The 18,846-nt window shown below is 44.9% G+C and carries 15 protein-coding genes; 14 read left to right on the top strand and 1 reads right to left on the bottom strand.

Annotated elements, in window-relative coordinates; translation table 11 throughout:
- Positions 1-129 precede the first annotated feature (129 nt).
- The 14 genes from JJ941_RS01155 to JJ941_RS01090 all read left to right on the top strand — a co-directional run bounded on the left by JJ941_RS01155 (position 130) and on the right by JJ941_RS01090 (position 17,828).
- The gene (locus tag JJ941_RS01155) at positions 130-774 is read left to right on the top strand and encodes a cytochrome c3 family protein (protein ID WP_255135139.1); all 645 of its coding nucleotides are present in this window, start codon (positions 130-132) and stop codon (positions 772-774) included.
- Positions 774-3,854, top strand: coding sequence for a TAT-variant-translocated molybdopterin oxidoreductase (locus JJ941_RS01150; protein WP_290961272.1), 3,081 nt, complete (start codon positions 774-776; stop codon positions 3,852-3,854). Before JJ941_RS01155 ends, JJ941_RS01150 begins: the two co-directional genes overlap by 1 nt.
- Positions 3,855-3,881: 27 nt before the next feature.
- The gene (nrfD, locus tag JJ941_RS01145) at positions 3,882-5,309 is read left to right on the top strand and encodes an NrfD/PsrC family molybdoenzyme membrane anchor subunit (protein WP_290961269.1); all 1,428 of its coding nucleotides are present in this window, start codon (positions 3,882-3,884) and stop codon (positions 5,307-5,309) included.
- Positions 5,310-5,313: 4 nt separating this feature from the next.
- Positions 5,314-5,859 carry a DUF3341 domain-containing protein gene (locus tag JJ941_RS01140; protein ID WP_290961265.1) on the top strand — a complete coding sequence of 182 codons (546 nt, stop codon included), beginning with the start codon at positions 5,314-5,316 and terminating at the stop codon, positions 5,857-5,859.
- Positions 5,860-5,887: 28 nt separating this feature from the next.
- The gene (locus JJ941_RS01135; RefSeq protein ID WP_290961262.1) at positions 5,888-6,892 is read left to right on the top strand and encodes a c-type cytochrome; all 1,005 of its coding nucleotides are present in this window, start codon (positions 5,888-5,890) and stop codon (positions 6,890-6,892) included.
- A gap of 25 nt (positions 6,893-6,917) precedes the next feature.
- Complete coding sequence (locus tag JJ941_RS01130; protein ID WP_290961259.1) at positions 6,918-8,114, top strand: hypothetical protein; 1,197 nt, start codon at positions 6,918-6,920, stop codon at positions 8,112-8,114.
- 12 nt (positions 8,115-8,126) lie between these two features.
- A complete protein-coding gene (locus JJ941_RS01125; RefSeq protein ID WP_290961254.1) occupies positions 8,127-8,657 on the top strand; it encodes a transposase in 531 nt (176 codons plus the stop codon).
- Positions 8,658-8,668: 11 nt separating this feature from the next.
- Positions 8,669-9,499, top strand: coding sequence for an SCO family protein (locus JJ941_RS01120; protein WP_290961251.1), 831 nt, complete (start codon positions 8,669-8,671; stop codon positions 9,497-9,499).
- Complete coding sequence (gene coxB / locus JJ941_RS01115; RefSeq protein WP_290961248.1) at positions 9,499-10,443, top strand: cytochrome c oxidase subunit II; 945 nt, start codon at positions 9,499-9,501, stop codon at positions 10,441-10,443. Before JJ941_RS01120 ends, coxB begins: the two co-directional genes overlap by 1 nt.
- A 1-nt stretch (position 10,444) precedes the next feature.
- Positions 10,445-12,205: a cytochrome c oxidase subunit I gene (ctaD, locus tag JJ941_RS01110; RefSeq protein ID WP_290961245.1), complete on the top strand. Its 1,761-nt coding sequence runs from the start codon at positions 10,445-10,447 to the stop codon at positions 12,203-12,205.
- A gap of 35 nt (positions 12,206-12,240) precedes the next feature.
- A complete protein-coding gene (locus JJ941_RS01105; RefSeq protein WP_255135150.1) occupies positions 12,241-12,891 on the top strand; it encodes a cytochrome c oxidase subunit 3 family protein in 651 nt (216 codons plus the stop codon).
- A gap of 46 nt (positions 12,892-12,937) precedes the next feature.
- Positions 12,938-13,255, top strand: a complete 318-nt coding sequence (locus tag JJ941_RS01100) for a cytochrome C oxidase subunit IV family protein (RefSeq protein ID WP_255135152.1) — start codon at positions 12,938-12,940, stop codon at positions 13,253-13,255.
- Between the two features lie 208 nt (positions 13,256-13,463).
- Positions 13,464-14,339, top strand: coding sequence for an MBL fold metallo-hydrolase (locus JJ941_RS01095; RefSeq protein WP_290961235.1), 876 nt, complete (start codon positions 13,464-13,466; stop codon positions 14,337-14,339).
- A 60-nt stretch (positions 14,340-14,399) separates the two neighbouring features.
- Positions 14,400-17,828, top strand: coding sequence for a DUF4175 family protein (locus JJ941_RS01090; protein ID WP_290961232.1), 3,429 nt, complete (start codon positions 14,400-14,402; stop codon positions 17,826-17,828).
- Positions 17,829-18,046: 218 nt separating this feature from the next.
- Here the strand turns inward: JJ941_RS01090 and JJ941_RS01085 are convergent, their stop codons facing one another.
- Positions 18,047-18,802, bottom strand: a complete 756-nt coding sequence (locus JJ941_RS01085; protein WP_290961229.1) for an HAD hydrolase family protein — start codon at positions 18,800-18,802, stop codon at positions 18,047-18,049.
- Positions 18,803-18,846: the final 44 nt, after the last annotated feature.

Raw genomic sequence — 18,846 nt, 5'->3', positions numbered from 1 at the left:
TTAGAACAGTTTTAAATAGATGACATTCTGTCCTTTTTCTTCAATTTAGAATGAAAAAATTGATAGATTTGCCCGGCCTAAGAACGGGAGCAATCCTGCTCTATACGTAAACTTAAATCAGCAATCTTTATGGCGCAGATTTTCCCCAAGTGGACAAATCAGGTTCCCCGAAAAATTTTAATTGGATTAATCGTGGTACTGAACGCAATCATTTTTGGTGTTTGGTACTTCTTCTCTCCTGAATACACTGACGTTGGCTACGCTCCGGAACAACCCGTTCCTTATAGTCACAAATTGCACGTGGATCAGCTTGGCCTCGACTGCCAGTACTGCCACACCAGTGTTTGGGATTCCAAGCAGGCTAACATTCCTGCCACGCAAACCTGTATGAATTGTCACAATCAAATTAAGACCGACAGCGATAAGCTGGCGCTGGTGCGTGAGAGCTGGGAAACCGGAAAAGCTATTGAATGGGTTCGCGTGCACAACCTGCCTGATTATGCTTATTTCAATCACTCTGCCCATACTAATGTGGGTGTGGGTTGTGAAAGCTGCCACGGAAGAATTGATAAGATGGAAGTTGTTTACCAGACTGAGCCGCTTAGCATGGGCTGGTGCCTGGATTGTCACCGGGAGCCGGAAAAGTATGTACGTCCCGTTGATGAAGTCACAACCATGGGTTACCAGGTTGAAAACCAGTTAGAAATTGGCCGTGAACTGGTAGATAAGAAGAATATTCATGCTCCAACTTATTGCCAGGGTTGCCATTACTAATGAATGATTTAGAATCTACAGATCGACAGATGAGTGAAGAAGTGAAAGAAACTACGTATTGGAAGAGTTTAAACGAACTAGCCAATAATAAGGAATACCAGAAATTTGCCGAGCGCGAGTTTCCTGAGAACGCCACCGAACTTTCGGATGGTGTATCACGTCGTGGATTTTTACGTGTTATGGGAGCTTCCGTAGCTCTGGCCGGGCTCGCCGCTTGTCGCCGACCGGTTCAAAAAATCCTTCCTTATTCCAAGCAGCCCGAAGATGTAGTTCCCGGCGTACCTTTATATTATGCAACGGCAATGCCGGTTCAGGGCAACCTGGTTGGTTTGATTGCTGAGAATCATGAAGGCCGGCCTACCAAGCTTGAAGGTAACGACATGCATCCTGCCAGCCGTGGCGGAACCAGTATTTTTAATCAGGCAGCCATTCTTGGGCTGTACGATCCTGATCGATCACGATCACCTTTACAAAATGGCGAGAAAGCAACCAAAGCTGACTTTGAAGCTTTTGCCAACTCTCATTTTGCGAATACCGGTCAGCGTATCGCTTTCATTTCTGAAGCAAATTCCTCTCCTACTTACAACAATATTAAGGAGCAGGCCCTTTCGAAATTCAATAATGCAACCTGGGTTACTTATGAGCCATTTGGCGAAGACAATGTATTAGAAGGTAACCGAATTGCTTTTGGCGGACGACTGAGAACCCATTACAATTTTGAGAATGCGGATGTTATTGTTTCTCTGAATGATGACTTCATGAGTTCAACGCATCCAAACAGTGTTGAATACGCCAAACAAGTTTCTTCCCGACGTAAAGTGACCGATACAGACGGTGAAATGAACCGTATTTATTCGGTGGAAGATTCTTTCTCACTCACCGGTTCTTATGCCGATCACCGACTGAGAGTTAAAGCCAGCCAAATGGAAGCCTTTACTTATGCACTGGCTGCAGCGCTTTCTACACGCGTTAATGGATTAAGTGCTTTCAGCGGTTACTCAAACGAATTTTCTGATCACAAGTGGATTACAGCTCTTGCTGATGATCTGGCTGCTAACGCCGGACGTTCAGCACTTACGCTGGGAAGCCAGCACAAACCTGAAGTGCACGCTGCGGTTGCCGCAATTAATAATGCATTAGGAAATACCGGAAGCACAGTTCACTATTTAGAAGTGCCACACCTTGATGAGCAAAACAGCACTGAAGCTTTTGCCAATGTGGTTGCTGAAATGAAAGCCGGCAACATCGACACTGTTGTTATGGTGGGTGTGAACCCGGTATTCAACGCACCGGCTGATCTTGACTTTGAAAACGCCCTCTCTAATGTTGAAACCGTAGTCAATCTATCTGATTACGTTGATGAAACTTCCCTGAAATCTACCTGGCACGTAAACCGTGCACATTTCCTGGAAGCATGGGGAGACGGTTATTCTTATGGCGGAGCACGTTCAGTGATCCAGCCGCAAATCAGGCCTTTGCATGAAGGTTTAAGTGAAATTGAGTTTTTAAATACCATCGTATCCGGTTCTATTACTGCCGGTTATGATCTTGTAAGAGACACCTTTCAGGGATACTACCGTTCCGGTTTTGATAACCGATGGACCAATATCCTGCATGACGGTATTGACACTACCGGCAACTTTAACGAAGTAAATGTTCGGTTAACCTCCGGATTTACTTCCGCAATGAACCGCGCTACATCCAATGTTACTTCTACTTCCGGTATGGAAGTGGTTATTCGTCCTGATGCTACTTTGTACGACGGACGTTACGCCAACCTTGGGTGGCTTCAGGAGCTTCCCGACCCAATGACGAAAGTTACCTGGGATAACGTGGCGCTTATGAGTCCTGCTACGGCAGAGAAACTCGGTATTGAAGAAGCCAGTGCCGGACAAGATGATTACGATGTTGTAGAAATTACCGTAAATGGCAAGAGCATTAATATTGTAGCCTGGATTCAGCCGGGACATGTTGATGACGCCATTACTTTAACCACCGGTTATGGACGGGAAGGAATTGGCCGGGTAGCCAGTTCCTATATTGATTACACCGCAGGTGGGGTGGATGTGTATCCACTGAGAGGTACAGATAATATGCTGTATGCCTCAGCCAGCGTTTCCAAAACCGGTGACACCTATGAAATTGCCTGTGTTCAGGATCACCACAGCCTTGAAGGACGAGATATGTATCGTCAGGCTTCGATTTCTGAATACAAAGACAATCCGGACTTTGCTTCCTTCGCCTCGGTTCACATCTATGAAGTGCCGGGCATGAAAGAAGCAGAAGAAATGGGCGAAGATCAGCCTATTTCTCTCTTTGACGAGCAAACCTACCCCGATCATGAACCACAATGGGGAATGGCTATTGACCTGAACTCCTGTTTTGGTTGTGGTGTATGTGTGATCGCTTGTCAGTCAGAAAACAATATCCCTGTTATCGGGAAAAAAGAAGTGAAAAGCGGCCGTGAGATGCACTGGATCCGTAACGACCGCTACTATGTGGGTGATGATCCGGATTCACCACAAGCGGTTCACCAGCCGGTTCCATGTATGCATTGTGAGCTTGCCCCTTGTGAGCAGGTTTGCCCGGTTGCGGCAACTACCCACAGTGACGACGGCATGAACCAAATGACATATAACCGCTGTATCGGAACCCGTTACTGCGCGAATAACTGTCCTTATAAAGTTCGTCGATTCAACTTCTTCAACTATCCAAAAGAATACTTAACTACGGGCGACGATCCTGATATCATCCAAATGGCGATGAATCCGGAAGTAACCGTTCGTTTCCGTGGTGTGATGGAGAAATGTACGTATTGCGCACAGCGCGTAAACCGTGCAAAAATTGAAGCCAAGAACAAAACCGGTTCTCCAAAACCTGCAGATGGCGCTGTTAAAACTGCTTGTCAGCAAGCATGTCCTGCCGATGCCATTTACTTTGGTGATTTAACCGACGATAACAGCGAAGTTGCGAAAATGAAGCGCAACGAACGAAACTTCCAGATGCTCGAAGAGCTTAACACGCGTCCGAGAACATCTTATATGGCTAAACTTACGAATCCAAACCCTGCTTTGGCTTAAGATATTAATCAGGAATACATCCAAAACATGAGTAAATACCAATACGTACCGGAACCCGCTCTTGTAAAAGGCGACCATGACTTTTCGAGCCTTACGAGACTGATTACCGATATAAATTTACGCCCTACTCCAAAAGCATGGTACCTATGCATGATTGCCGCAAACGGCCTGCTTTTTGTTATGGTTGCCGCCATTGGCTACCTGATCTGGGAAGGAACTGGAATTTGGGGACTTAACAATCCCGTTGGTTGGGGTTGGGCCATCATTAACTTTGTATGGTGGGTTGGTATTGGTCACGCCGGCACCCTGATTTCGGCGATTTTATTTCTCTTTCGGCAGGACTGGCGTACCGCTATTAACCGTTTTGCGGAAGCTATGACCATTTTTGCAGTAATGTGTGCCGGTGTATTCCCGGCTATTCACGTTGGTCGTATCTGGGTTATTTACTGGGTGTTCCCGGTTCCTAACTCTATGGCAATGTGGCCAAACTTCAACTCTCCCCTTCTTTGGGACGTGTTTGCGGTTTCTACCTACTTCACCGTTTCCCTGCTATTCTGGTATGTGGGACTGGTTCCTGACCTTGCAACCATTCGTGATCGTGCAACCGACAAAATCAGAAAGGTTGTGTACGGAATTTTCTCTCTTGGATGGACCGGTTCAAACCGTCACTGGTGGAATTACGAGAAAGCTTATATGATTCTGGCCGGTTTGGCAACTCCGCTGGTACTTTCGGTACACACCATTGTATCCTTTGACTTTGCCGTTTCCATGATTCCGGGATGGCACACCACTATTTTCCCTCCTTATTTTGTTGCCGGTGCTATTTTCTCCGGTTTTGCGATGGTACTTACCCTGATGATTGTTGCCCGCAAGATCTATGGAATGAAAGACATCATGACGGATGATCACATGGAAAAAATGAATATTGTGATCCTCGTTACCGGCTCTATGGTAGGCTTTGCTTACATGATGGAGTTCTTCATCGCCTGGTATAGTGGCGTTGAATATGAGAAAGCGATTTTTATTCTGAGAGCAACCGGTCCTTATGCATGGGCATACTGGGCGATGATGACTTGTAACGTGTTGTCCCCTCAGTTCTTCTGGTCCAAGAAATTACGCCGCAGCGTTGGCTTCACCTTCTTTATTTCAATTGTGGTGAACATCGGTATGTGGTTTGAACGATTTGTAATTACGGTAACTTCACTGGCAAACGATTACCTGCCATCCAGCTGGGACTATTATTCCCCAACCATTTGGGACGTATTAACTTACGTTGGAACATTTGGTCTGTTTTTCACCATGTTCCTCCTGTTCTTGCGCTTCCTGCCAATGGTTGCACTCGCGGAAATTAAAGCAGTGATTCCTCTGGCTGATCCTCACAATTACGATGAGGAAACCAAGGAATTTGAAGCCCCTAAAGTAGAAGTACCGAAACCTCAAGCTGAGAAGGTTTAAGATTATGAGTACAACAGAAAAGAATGATTTATACGGCGTTATAGCCGAGTTCAGAAATCCCAAGGAGCTGATTGATGTTGCCAAAACAATGTCAAAGTCAGGGTTCAGCAAGTTTGATACCTTTAGTCCTTTCCCTATTCATGGAATGGATAAGGCCATGAACCTCAAAAAGTCAAAGCTTGGCTGGATTGTAATCGGACATGCGTGTATCGGTTTCTTTGGAGCACTGGCTATGATGTATTACATGGCTGTTATTGATTACCCGATGAATATCAGCGGTAAACCGTTTTTTAACGCCCCTGCTTGGGTTCCTATCACTTTTGAATTAACAGTGCTTCTGTCTTCCTTCGGAGCTGTATTCGGGATGTTTTTCCTGAACGGACTTCCGAAACTGAATAATCCTCTTTTCAACGTTGAGCGATTTAAGAAAGCAACCGACGATGGTTTCTTTGCCTGCATTGAAGCTGAAGACGATATGTTTGATGCCGATAAGGTTAAGAAACTATTCGAAGAAGCCGGTGCTACTCACATTGAGGAAGTTTATGAATAAAACGAATACTCAAATATCATTTCCAGGAATGAACATTAAAAGAATGTTTAAGATTGCGGGCGTCTTTGCGCTCGGAGTCACTTTATCGGCCTGTCAGGGTCAGCTTTCTGAAAAGCCCCCTATTCACCCCAACATGAATATGGACCAGCAGCCGAGAGTAGAAGCACAGGAAGAAAATAACTTTTTTGCGGATGGCCGTGCCATGCGTCAGCCGGTGGATGGAACCGTTGCCCGTGGATTGGCAAAAACAGACCTTGCTTACTACGAAGGAATTGAAGAAAACGGTGATTTTATTGATTACATCCCGGTTGACCTAACCAAGTCATTCCTTTACAGAGGTAAAGAACGCTACGAAATTTATTGCGCTCCCTGCCACGGACAAACCGGTGCAGGTAATGGTATTATTATGGAAGGAAATTACGGATACGTTCCGGCACCTTCATACCACGATCAAAGAGTAAGAGAATTATCTGACGGTGAGTTGTATTCCGCTATTTATAACGGCGTACGTACCATGCCTTCCTACTCCACACAGGTACCTGTTGAAGACCGCTGGGCTATTGTAGCATACATTCGCGCCTTACAGGAAAGCCAGAATATCAATGAGCAGGAAATTCAGGAATATCCGGTTGATGTAGATGCAATGCAGACTGCATTTGCTGCTGAACAAGCCCGTCAAGATTCTATTGAAGCAGCCAGAACTCCTGATGAGGCTCCTCAGGCTACAGTAGATCTGGGTAAAGAAGTAATTACAGCGAACGGATGTGCTGCCTGCCACAACGAAGACGGCACACCCGGAGGCATTGGGCCAACTTGGGCCGGACTGTTTGGAAGCGAAGGTGAGGTAATAACCGCTGACGGCGAGACTATCACCGTTACTAAAGATGAAGATTACATTCGCGAGTCCATCGTTGCTCCTGAAGCTGCAAAACCTGTTGATTATGCACAGGGTGTGATGGCTTCTTACAGCTACCTCGCCGACCATGAAATTGAGTCGATCGTGCTTTACATCAAAAATCTATCTGAAAACTAAGAACTTTGCTTAATACACTTACACAATGAGTCATAAGCCTACAATAACAGATTCTTTACAATTTCCAGCCGACAGCAAAGTTCCTCGTGCCCTATTCGGTGTTGGTGCCGTTGGCCTGATTGCCAGCCTTGTTGGCTACTTTTTAGATGCCGACCAGTTCTTCTTTTCGTACCTGGTTAGCTTTGTCTTTTTTACCGGAATTGCTTTAGCCGCCCTTTTGATGGTCATGCTGCATCATATCACCCGCTCTTCATGGGGAGTGTTGGTTCGAAGAATATCGGAGTCGTTTACAGCCAATCTTTGGATATGGGCCATATTTGTGGTCCCTGTAATACTTGGGATTCATAATTTGTACCACTGGAGCCATGAAGATGCCGTAATGGCCGACAAAATTCTTAAAGGGAAATCAGCTTACCTGAATACACCCTTCTTTATTGCCCGTCAGTTTATCTACTTTGCCATTTGGGGATATCTTGGATATAAGCTGCATAAGGTTTCCGTAGAGATGGATAAAACCAATGACTGGGGATTAACCAGCTTGTTGCGCAAAGTAAGTGCCCCGGGTATTCCTTTGTTTGCTCTTTCTATTGCATTTGCCAGCTTCGACTGGTTGATGTCGCTTGACCCTCACTGGTTTTCAACCATGTTTGGCGTTTACTTTTTCTCCATTAGTTTCCAGGCGTTTTGGCCTATTATGATTCTGCTGATTTTCTTTATACAGAGCAAAGGGATTTTGAAAAACACCATTCGACAAGTACACATCTATGATCTTGGTGCCTGGTTTTTTGCATTCACAGTATTCTATGCATACATCGCATTCAGTCAGTTTTTACTTATTTATTATGCAAACCTTCCGGAAGAAACCCTGTGGTATTTCCACCGACTGGAAGGCAGCTGGAAGTATATAGCGTACAGCTTGTTGATTTTCCGTTTTGCTCTGCCATTCCTGGTATTACTTAACCGTGAAGCCAAGAAGAACCGAACTATTTTAGGAATTGTATCAGCGATCGTATTAGTCATTCACTTTGCAGAAATCTACTGGATTGCCATGCCGGTATTGTTTAAACATGGCATCCACTTCAGCTGGATGGATATCACTACTTTCCTTGGATTGGGAGGTATTTTCTTTGGACTGTTCTTTAATACATTCAAGAAGCACGACATGGTGCCAAAGAACGATCCAAAACTGGAAGACTGCCTGTCCAAATCGTATCACCAATAATCGAATTTACCGATGTCAGAAAAGTATAGCTCAGAATTTAAAGCAAAAGTAGCACTCGAAGCTGTAGCTCAGGGGCGTTCTGTGATTGAGAAGATTGCTCAAAAGCATGACGTTTCAGAAGATGATGTAATTGAGTGGGCTGCTCAGCTTCAGGATGAAGCTTCTCAGATTTTTACTACCGAAACGGCACATGCCGATGAGGCTGTAACAGAGGAAGTTGACATCACAACTGAAAATGAAGAGTTTGCCGGTGCCGTAGAGCACGGCGTGATGAGTGACAACCTCAACTACAACAAATTGATCTTCTGGTCTACTCTGGGAACCGCACTCGTTATTATTTTTGTTATCGGTTTAGTCTATTTTTCTCAATACAGCCTTTTTGAAGCTCAAAAACAGGTATCAGCCCAAAGCGGTTATTCAGAAGTACAAGAATTAAAAGCTGAACAAGATCAAGAGCTGAATAGCTTTGGAGTGGTTGACCTTGAGGAAGGTATTTACAGAATTCCTATTGATAGCGCTATTAGTAGAATAGCCACAGACTGACACCAACCATCATGAGACGTTCTACACTGTTAGCAATTAGCATGCTTGCAGTGTTTCTGACTTCACATTCTGCCCAAGCGCAGGTTAATCGTGAAACGCCGGATGCGCTGCAAGATCTCGGTATTGATGAGCATTTGGGAGACTATATCCCTCTTGATGCTAAGTTTGCAACCTCCGAAGGTGACAGTGTTGTGCTTGGTGATTTACTGGAGGAAGGAAAACCTGTTTTATTGAACCCGCTATACTACGAATGCCCGATGTTATGCGGGCTTGTAATAGACGGAGTGATTAATGTTGTTGATGAACTGGCCTGGAAGCCCGGTAAAGAATTTATTGTAATCTCTATCAGTATTGACCCTGAGGAAAATGCTGAACTGGCAGCTAAGTCAAAAAAAAATTACCTGGCCGGTATGGACTCCACCACGAAAGCAGGTTGGCACTTCCTCACCGGAAAGAAAGATCAGATTGACAAAGTAATTGAAGCTGTTGGATTTGAATACAAAGAAATTGAACAAACCGGAGAGTTTGCCCACAGTGCGGCAATCATGCTCCTGAGTCCGCAAGGTAAGATTACCCGTTATTTGTACGGCATCTCCTACGACTCATTCAATGTTCGCAGTGCCTTGTATGAATCTGCGGACGGAACGATTGGTAACACCGTCGATAAACTTGTGATGTTCTGTTATCAATACGATCCGGATTCCGGCAGTTATGCGCCGGTAGCAATTAATATTATGAAGCTTGGCGGCTTGGCTACACTGATAATTCTCGGTATATTCCTCGGCGTGCTTTGGCTTCGCGAAAAACGCAAAAAACCAACCTCAAAAACTGAATTTAACTAATGGGCAGTTTATTCGATTTTATGCTCCCGGAGCTTAAATCTCCGATGACGGGAGCAAGTACCGATGCGCTGATGGCATTCATCCACATCGTCAGTTTTATCCTTCTTGCCGGTGTTACCATTGCAATGATCTATTTTGCAATCAAGTACAAGCGCAAATCAGAAAATGATAAAACTCCGCTTATCACCCACAACAACACCCTGGAAATTACCTGGTCGGTAATACCCCTTCTGCTGGTTTTTGTTGTTTTTGGATGGGGATACAAAGGATGGCTGAATCTCAAAACCGTACCCGATAACGCATACGAAATTCAGGTTTCTGCCTACAAGTGGGGCTGGACTTTCAAATATGAAACCGGAGCACAGGTTGGTAACGAAGTGCATGTACCCGCCGGTCGGCCGGTTAAATTGGTGATGCAGTCTCAGGACGTACTTCACTCCTTTTTTGTACCAGATTACCGAATTAAGCAAGACGTGCTGCCAAACCGATACACCTATGTTTGGTTCCAGGCTGAAGAAGCCGGTGAATCACAGGTTTTCTGTACCGAATATTGCGGTACCTCCCACTCTGATATGTTGGCTAAAGTAATTGTGCACACCGAAGAAGACTTTAAAGCCTGGCTCGATGAGCAAGGAACCGGCGGTGGCGGAACTCCCGTGGAACGCGGTGAACAACTTGCCACCTTACAAGGTTGTGTAAGCTGTCACTCTGTAGATGGATCTGATGGTATTGGCCCAACATGGCAGGGCCTGTGGGAACAAGAACGTAATTTCGAAGACGGTTCTTCTGAAATTGCTGATGCAAACTATATCAGAGAGTCTATTCTGAATCCCGGCGACAAAATTGTTGAAGGATATCAAAACCAAATGGTTAGCTATGAGGGTCGCCTTAGTGACGACGACATCTCCGACATTATTGAATACATTAAAACGTTAGAAGAATAACATGGCAACAGCTGAAGTAACACCTTCCTCTTCAGGGAACGTACGAACATTAAAAGTTAAGCGGTTTAAGCCGTCCGAAGACCCAAAAAATACCTATTTGACCGATGAAAAAGGTCTTTGGGCCTGGATGACGACAGTAGATCACAAGAAAATCGGACTTATGTACCTGGGTTCGGTTGCCCTCTTCTTTCTGCTGGGTGGAGTGCTTGCTCTCTTATTAAGAACCGAGCTCCTGACCCCTGCAAAAACGTTCATCGAAGCCGATACATATAACCAATTCTTTACCCTGCACGGTGCCATTATGGTATTCTTTGTGCTCGTTCCCTCCATCCCGGCCGCTTTGGGTAACTTTGTACTTCCCATGCAGCTTGGAGCCAAGGATGTAGCCTTCCCCCGGCTAAACCTCGCAAGTTTCTACATTTACGTGATTGGAGCCATCTTCACCTTTATTGCTTTGGCAAATAATGGACTGGACACCGGCTGGACGTTCTACACACCTTACAGTACCACCTCTTCATCCAGTGTGATTTGGGTAACCTTAGGAGTCTTTATACTTGGTTTCTCCTCTATTTTAACCGGTACAAATTTTATTTCTACCATTCATAAGATGAGAGCTCCCGGTATTACCTGGGGCAAACTCCCTCTGAATATCTGGGCGCTGTATGCAACCAGTATCATTCAGGTATTAGCTACGCCGGTATTGGCGATCACGCTTTTACTGTTGACCATGGAGCGTTTCCTGGGAATCGGAATTTTTGACCCGGCTCTTGGCGGTGATCCCGTACTATTCCAGCATTTCTTCTGGTTCTACTCACACCCTGCGGTATATATCATGATTGTACCGGGTTTTGGAATCATCTCTGAAGTAATTACCACCTTCTCTAAGAAACACATTTTCGGATACTGGGCGATTGCACTTTCATCTCTTGCTATTGCATTTATTGGATTCCTCGTTTGGGGACACCACATGTTTACCTCCGGTCAGTCTGCCGTGGCAACTACCGTATTTTCATTCCTGACTTTCCTCGTTGGTATTCCAACTGGTATCAAGATTCTAAACTGGATCGCTACACTGTATAAGGGGTCAATCGAGATGAAGACTCCAATGCTTTATGTATTTATCTTCCTGTTCTTGTTCTCCATTGGAGGATTTACAGGGATTATGCTTGGTGCTCTTTCTGCCGACATTCACCTGCACGACACATACTACGTGGTAGCTCACTTTCATTATGTAATGATGGGTGGAACCCTTATTGCTCTGTTAGCCGGACTCCATTACTGGTGGCCTAAGATGACCGGTAAGATGTACAATGAATTTCAGGCAAAAATCGGAGCCGTACTTATATTCGTCGGCTTTAACGTAACCTTTCTCCCGCAGTTTATTATGGGATCACAAGGAATGCCACGACGTTATTACAACTACATCGATCAGTTTACAATTTTCCATCAAACCTCAACCATTGGATCATACATCCTTGGTGTTGGGTTCCTGCTTATCGCATATTACCTGATGAAGTCATTATTTACAGGTGAGAAAGCCGGATCTAACCCCTGGGGTAGTCGTGGACTGGAATGGCAGGCAACTTCACCGCCCGACTTCCACAACTTCGATCATACTCCGGTTATCATTAACGGACCATATGATTATCACAAACCGATGGAAGAATTCCAGCTTGGTCTGGCTGACTCTCATAACGGTCATGACCCAAGCCATGAGGCTGCAGAAGTGACTGCTGCCCGGAAGAAGGTAGAATCCAACTAAAAATTTAAATTCAAACAACACAACTCGGGAAGTAAATGGCGAATCATTCGACTTCACACCCCACGCATGTGCAGCATCACTTTGTTGACTCTGATCAGCAATTTGACACCGCAAAAATGGGTATGTGGGTGTTCTTGGTAAACGAAATCCTATTCTTTGGCGGATTATTCTGTGCTTATATCATATATAGAGCATGGTATCCTGAACTTTTCACCGAAGCAGCCCTTGAGCTGAATACCTTTTGGGGAGCCGTAAACACGGTGGTTCTGATCGGTAGTAGTTTGACGGTAGCGATGGCTATACGTTCCGTACAGAAAGACCAGATCAAAGGGCTTAAAATCAATCTCTTGATAACAATCGCTCTGGCTGTAGTGTTTATGGTGATTAAAGCTTTCGAGTATGCCCACAAATTTGAGCTGGGAATCTTTCCGGGCGAATATTACACCTACGAAGGACTTGAACACGCCCAGGCAGCTATCTTCTTCAGCATCTATTACATGCTGACCGGCGTTCACGCCCTTCACGTAATAATTGGAATCGGGCTCATTTACTGGATTTACCTGCGTGCTAAGAAAGGAGAATTCAGCAGTGAATATTATACCCCTGTTGAGATCACCGGCCTGTACTGGCACTTGGTTGACCTCATCTGGATCTTCCTGTTTCCACTCCTCTATCTCATTGAATGACAGAGATTGATATTATCACCACCAAAGAACTTAGAATACAGATATTATGAGCGCACATAATCACGAACATCACGTTTCTTCAGCAGGCCAGCTTTGGGCCGTTGGTACCGCATTGCTGATTTTGACTATCATTACCGTAGTACTGGCGAAATTTGTTGCCATTCCACCTCCCTTCGATGTAGTTACCGCCATGGCTGTTGCATTGGTAAAAGCATTTTTGGTAGCCGCATTTTTCATGAACCTGTACTGGGATGTCAAGTTCAACGCCATGCTGCTTATCATGGCCGTTTGTTTCTTTATACTGATGGTAGGCATTACTTTACTGGACACCATGTACAGAAACGATGTGGTTCCTTCTTTTTAGATAACGGAACAGATCAAGAATTCTGAAGCCCCGTGCTAATCGCTCGGGGCTTTTTTTATGTTGTTTTTTTCCTGGCGTAGAGACACAAGATTTTTTTGTCTCTACGCCAGGAACGTCACCAAATCCATTTAACCTTGTAAATAAAGGTAGCCCATTCTGAATACTCTTCGCTGATTGTTATATTCGGATTCAACCAAAAACATTGTACATGAGCTTATCAAGAACCACCCTTGGATCCTTTGAATTATATACCATTGAAACGGGAGACTTCCGCTTAGACGGCGGTGCTATGTTTGGCGTAGTTCCCAAAACGTTATGGTCGCGAGGGTTGCCGGCCGATGAGAAAAACCGCATCCCCATGACCATGCGCTGCCTGCTGATTAAATCCAAAAACACCGGTAAGCTTTATCTTATTGACAACGGTGCCGGAACCAAGTTCAATGATAAAATGGAAGATATTTACCAGCTTGATTACAGCGTCAAAAACCTGAAGAACTCTTTTGAGCATCACGGGTTTTCTTTTGAGGATGTAACCGACATCATTTTTACACACCTACATTTTGATCATTGCGGAGGCAGCAGTTTCTATAATGAAGATGAAGAGCTGGAGTTAACCTTCCCGAATGCACAATATCATGTAGTGAAGAAGCACTGGGAAAATGCAACGAACCCCAATGCACGGGAAAAAGCCAGTTTTCTGCCTGAAAACATCCAGCCGATTAAAGAATCCGGTAAACTGAATCTGGTAGAAGAAAATCACGAATATGAAGCCGGCCTTTCCGCTATTAATGTTGACGGGCATACCATTGGTCAACAGTTGCCGAAAATTGAATCTACTGAAGGTTCGATTGTTTTTGTTGCTGACTTACTGCCTACCCATGTCCACGTTCCCCTTCCCTGGGTAATGGGCTATGATATGTATCCGGTTCAAACCCTGAGTGAAAAAGATGCGTTTTTAAGGCAGGCCGCAGAAAACAATTGGAACCTGTATTTAGAGCATGATGCCCATCAGGAAATCATCCGCATTGAGCACAATGACGGGCGGTTCTCAGTAGCTGAAACCCTGACGCTGAATGACCTCTGACTGCAATAAAAAGTCTCACAAGAAGTTTTTATCACACACTTCTCTTTCTTATAGTAGCACATGGCAAATACCGAAAAGCAAACATCCAGCCAAAAAGTTGAAGCACTCCTCAGGGAGGCTTATCAGTCTGTACAGTCTAAACAAAGGCTGAGTTTACTGCTGCGATCTGCTTTGATTGTACTTGCCGGCTGTACCGCTTTTATCATCACCGAACATGTATTTTACCTCTCCGTTGCTGCCAAATCGGTTATACTTGGCGTATTAATTTCAGCAGCAGCTTTTTCTTTATGGAAAGGCTTGAGCAGCTCAAATCCAACCAGCTTCAGGGAGTTTTACCGCAAATTTAGCCGGGAAAGCAACTTACCGGAACTTAAGGATACCCTCGATTTAGAAAAATCATCGTCAGGAAATCGGGCGTTGGTGGATGCCGCTATTCTTCAAAACCTGGGTAAAATTGAAACTCAGCGGCTTCAGGATACTTTGACCACTTATACAAAGAGTTCTGACAGTTATAAAAGTTACTCGCGGTTATTTACTCTTACTATCGCCACGCTGGCAGTACTTGGAATCACTGCCTTTAATTTCAATTCAGCAACTCAGCGATCTTTTACGTTTTGGGAATCCTATTCCAAGCCCAATCCTTTTCTATATACCGTAACCCCGGGTGATGTGACCGTTGAACAGGGAAGTCCGTTTCAGGTAGAGGTTCAATTCACCGGCGATCTAATTCCGAGAGACGTAAGTTTGCGTATCAAAACATCGGTTGAGGAAGAATTCAGAACGCGGGCCATGGAAGCCTCCGGAACGTACTTCCGGTCTATCCCTCAGGATTTAAACAACGAGATGCAGTACTATGTAGAAATGGATGGCTACCGAAGTGAGCTGTTTACAGCCGATGTGCAATTGCGTCCACGTTTCAGTGAACTACAGGCCACTGTTATACCGCCGGAATACACCGAGCTTGATTCATCCATTATTTCCTATCCTATTTCTCAGCTCAGGGCGTATGAAGGTTCAACCGTTAAGCTGTCCGGTTCGCTTAATAAAATGGCATCGTATCTGCAGATGTACACCTCTACCGAGCTCTTGGATTTATTTGTGGAACAAGACAGTACCTTTAGTTATGAAATTGAGGTATCTCGTCCCGACACCCTTCGCTTTTACATTGAAGACGAAAGCGGACTTACCAATCAGAATCCATTTCAAATCATTGTAGTACCACAGGCTGATGAATATCCCCTGGTGGAATTGCTGGAACCGGAAGAATCCATTCAACAAGTAAACCCCACTGAGCTGGAACTTTTATATCGGGCAACCGACGACTTTGGTTTGACTTCAGCCAGTCTTAATTATGAACTTAGGCGCGCTTATGTGGAAGAACCTGTCACCGGCTCCCTCCCGCTGAATAAGCCGCAAGAAGGTGCTCTTCAACCCTATGTTTGGGACCTTCAACCCTTTGAATTAAAACCGCAGGATGAACTTACCTTCTGGATTTCTGCAACTGATAATGACCGGTACAACGGCTTTAAATCTTCGAATTCCCAAAAGCTGAAGCTGACCGTCCCCTCTATGGTAGATTACTTTGAAGACGTGGATAAAAAGGAAGACGATGTGGAATCCGAACTGGAAGATATCTCAAAGTCTTTTGAGGAAACCCGGCGACAGTACCAGGAGTTCAAAGAGAGAATGAAGGACAATCCCGAGAATACCGGCTACGAGGAAAAACGGGAACTGGAGCAGGTTCAAAAACAGCAAGAGGAAGTTCAAAAGAAAATTGATGAACTGAATAAGAAGTTTGAAGAGCTCAAAGAAGAGATGAGCCGGGACAATATGCTTTCAGAGGAAACTCAGAAGGCCTACGATGAGCTCCAAAAACTGATGAAGGAAATTGATGACCCTGCCTTCCGGGAAGCTATGGAGAAATTGCAGGAACAACTGGGACAAATGAACCCGGAGCAACTTCGGCAAGCCATGGAGAATCTCGAGTTTAATGAAGAACTGTATCGGGAACGACTGGAACGGACCGTCGAACTTTTCAAGCAACTGAAGCTGAATTCCGATCTTGATAAGCTGGCGAAGTCCTTCGAAGACATGTCCCGGAAAGAAGAAGAACGAGCTCAGAAAGAGGAAACAGACCCGGGTGAATCAGCCCAAAATCGTGAGCAGCAACTGGAGCAATCCTTAAAAGAAAATGAAAAGCTTAAAAACCAGGTGGATTCTCTTTCTAACAACACCTCTGCCAAGAATGAAAAAGCAGTAAGTGAATTTCAGAAAGAAACCCGCCAGGAACTGGAACAACTAAGTGATGATTTAAAGGAAGAAATTGAGTCCGGCGACCAATCAGGAGAACAGGGAGAACAGGGAGAACAGGGAGAACAGGGAGAACAGAATACGGATCAAAATTCTCAAAGCCAGCAGAATGATCAGAGTCAACAGAACACCCGGCAACAGAAATATGAGCAGCTGGCCAAGAATACCCGAAGCATGATGCAGAACATGGGTCAGCAGCAGATGAACATTAACATTGCCGGTTTGCAATATGTACTGTATTCTTTGCTGAATTTATCGCTGGAACAGGAAGATTTAACCACTTTGGCTTCTGCTACTGAAAACCGAAGTCAGGCTTATGTAAATTATGCCCGGAACCAGCGAAATGTGGAGGGGATATTTAAATCCGTCTCTGACTCTCTATTTCAACTTTCAGCTGAAATACCCCAGTTCTCCAATCAAATTAACCGCAAAAAACTGGAGGTTGAGAAGCGACTGCAGCGATCTTTGGAGCAAATGTCGGAGCGAAACCGAAGTCAGTCTTCAGTAGCTTCCCGCCAGGCTTTGGGAGGTATTAATGATATATCTTTTATGATTGCAAACCTGCTTGAGCAGCTTCAGAACTCCCAAAGCGGTGGTGGCGGAGGTGGAATGAGTATGCAGCAAATGATGGAGCAGCTCCAGCAATCCGGACAAATGCAGCAGCAGTTAAATCAACAGCTTCAGGATATCATTAACGACATGCAGGGAGAGCGGCTCAATCAAAACCAGATGGAGCGATTGAACCAGATTGCCAAGCAACAAAACCGAATTCGTAAACAACTTCAGGAGCTGCAGCAGCAAGGCGAGATGGATGGGGACCGTATCGGCAGCGAGCTTGAACGTATGATTGAAGACATGGAAGACACCATCAACGACCTGCGAGGCGGTTCCGCAGACCCGACCATGGTGGAGAGGCAGCAGAATATTTTATCACGCATGTTGCAGGCCGAGCAAGCTATGCAGGAACGAGGTGAAGAAGAAAAACGCGAAGGCAATCTGGCACAGGAGTTTGAACAATCCCGTCCTCCTGAAATGACGCTTGAGGAGCTTCAAAAAGAAATCAGAAATCGCCTGAACGACCCGAACTTCACCAAATACTCCCCAGACTATCAACGACTGATTGAAAACTATTTCGAGCTGCTCAAAAGCCTCCAGGAACAGCAAGAAAGTATCAACTGAATGCTGCCCTTCATTTGAACCATGATTTGCAGGGTTATTGGATTTTCCTTGATTACCCCAATCAATCCTGTCCATCCTTAAATCTCAAAAATCAAGGTTCAAAACCCGAATCCCATTCCGCTAATCTCTGCAAAACCCAGTAAAAATCTTACTATGGAGTCCTTTCCCCTTACCAAGGGGAAAGACAGAAAGGGGTCTGCTTGTTGTGGCTACCATGTTCAAGCAGACACCATGCTCCTGTTATAAGCTATAATCTCTTCATAAGCTTCCAGGACGCCTTCGGTTGTTTCTTTGGTGACTTGATCAACAGCATCCTTTACAAACGACTTGGCGTTTATCGGAGCAAATGATTTCCCAACAATTTCCAGCCCCGGCATATCTCCGCTGCTATCCCCGATGTAGGCGACTTCATTCAGGTCAATTTCAAGAAGTTCACAGAGTAAGCGGATTCCTACCCCTTTGTTGGCTTTTTTCAGAATGATGTTAACCGAAATATCCGTAGCATGGACTTCGAACATTGGGTATCGCTCAGGCACATAATTCAGCACTTCCTGATGCATGAGGGCGACCTTTGAAGGGTCAGGATTCACCAACCCTACGTCTGTGTATTTGGCAAATTCCGGATAGGTGCCTTTGTAATTCTTGACCAACGTACCGTTTATCCAGTCCTGGATTTCTGCAACGGCTGCTTTGGCTTCATCATTAAAATGAGGGTTCCATGTAATTTCGTTGGTGTTGAAATCATACATTCCCCCTCCGCTTTCAAAAACCATAGGGATGTTCACGTCCAGCCACTGGGCAACGCATTCTACGTAAGGGAACGGACGACCGGAGCAGATGGTCAGAGCCGGAATTTCCTCTTCTTCTCTGCTACGCTGATTTAGTTCTTTAATCTTAGTTACCGCCTCCCAATTTGGACTTACAAAGGGATGAGAGATACAGCCGTCTAAATCGGTGATGAATAGCTTAATCATGAAATAAAATAGATAAGAGTGAGTAAGATTACTTTAAAGGTACA

This window comes from Gracilimonas sp. (assembly GCF_017641085.1).
Classification (GTDB): domain Bacteria; phylum Bacteroidota; class Rhodothermia; order Balneolales; family Balneolaceae; genus Gracilimonas.
Note: the sequence above shows the minus strand (reverse complement) of the source record. Positions and strands in the feature narration are given on the sequence as shown.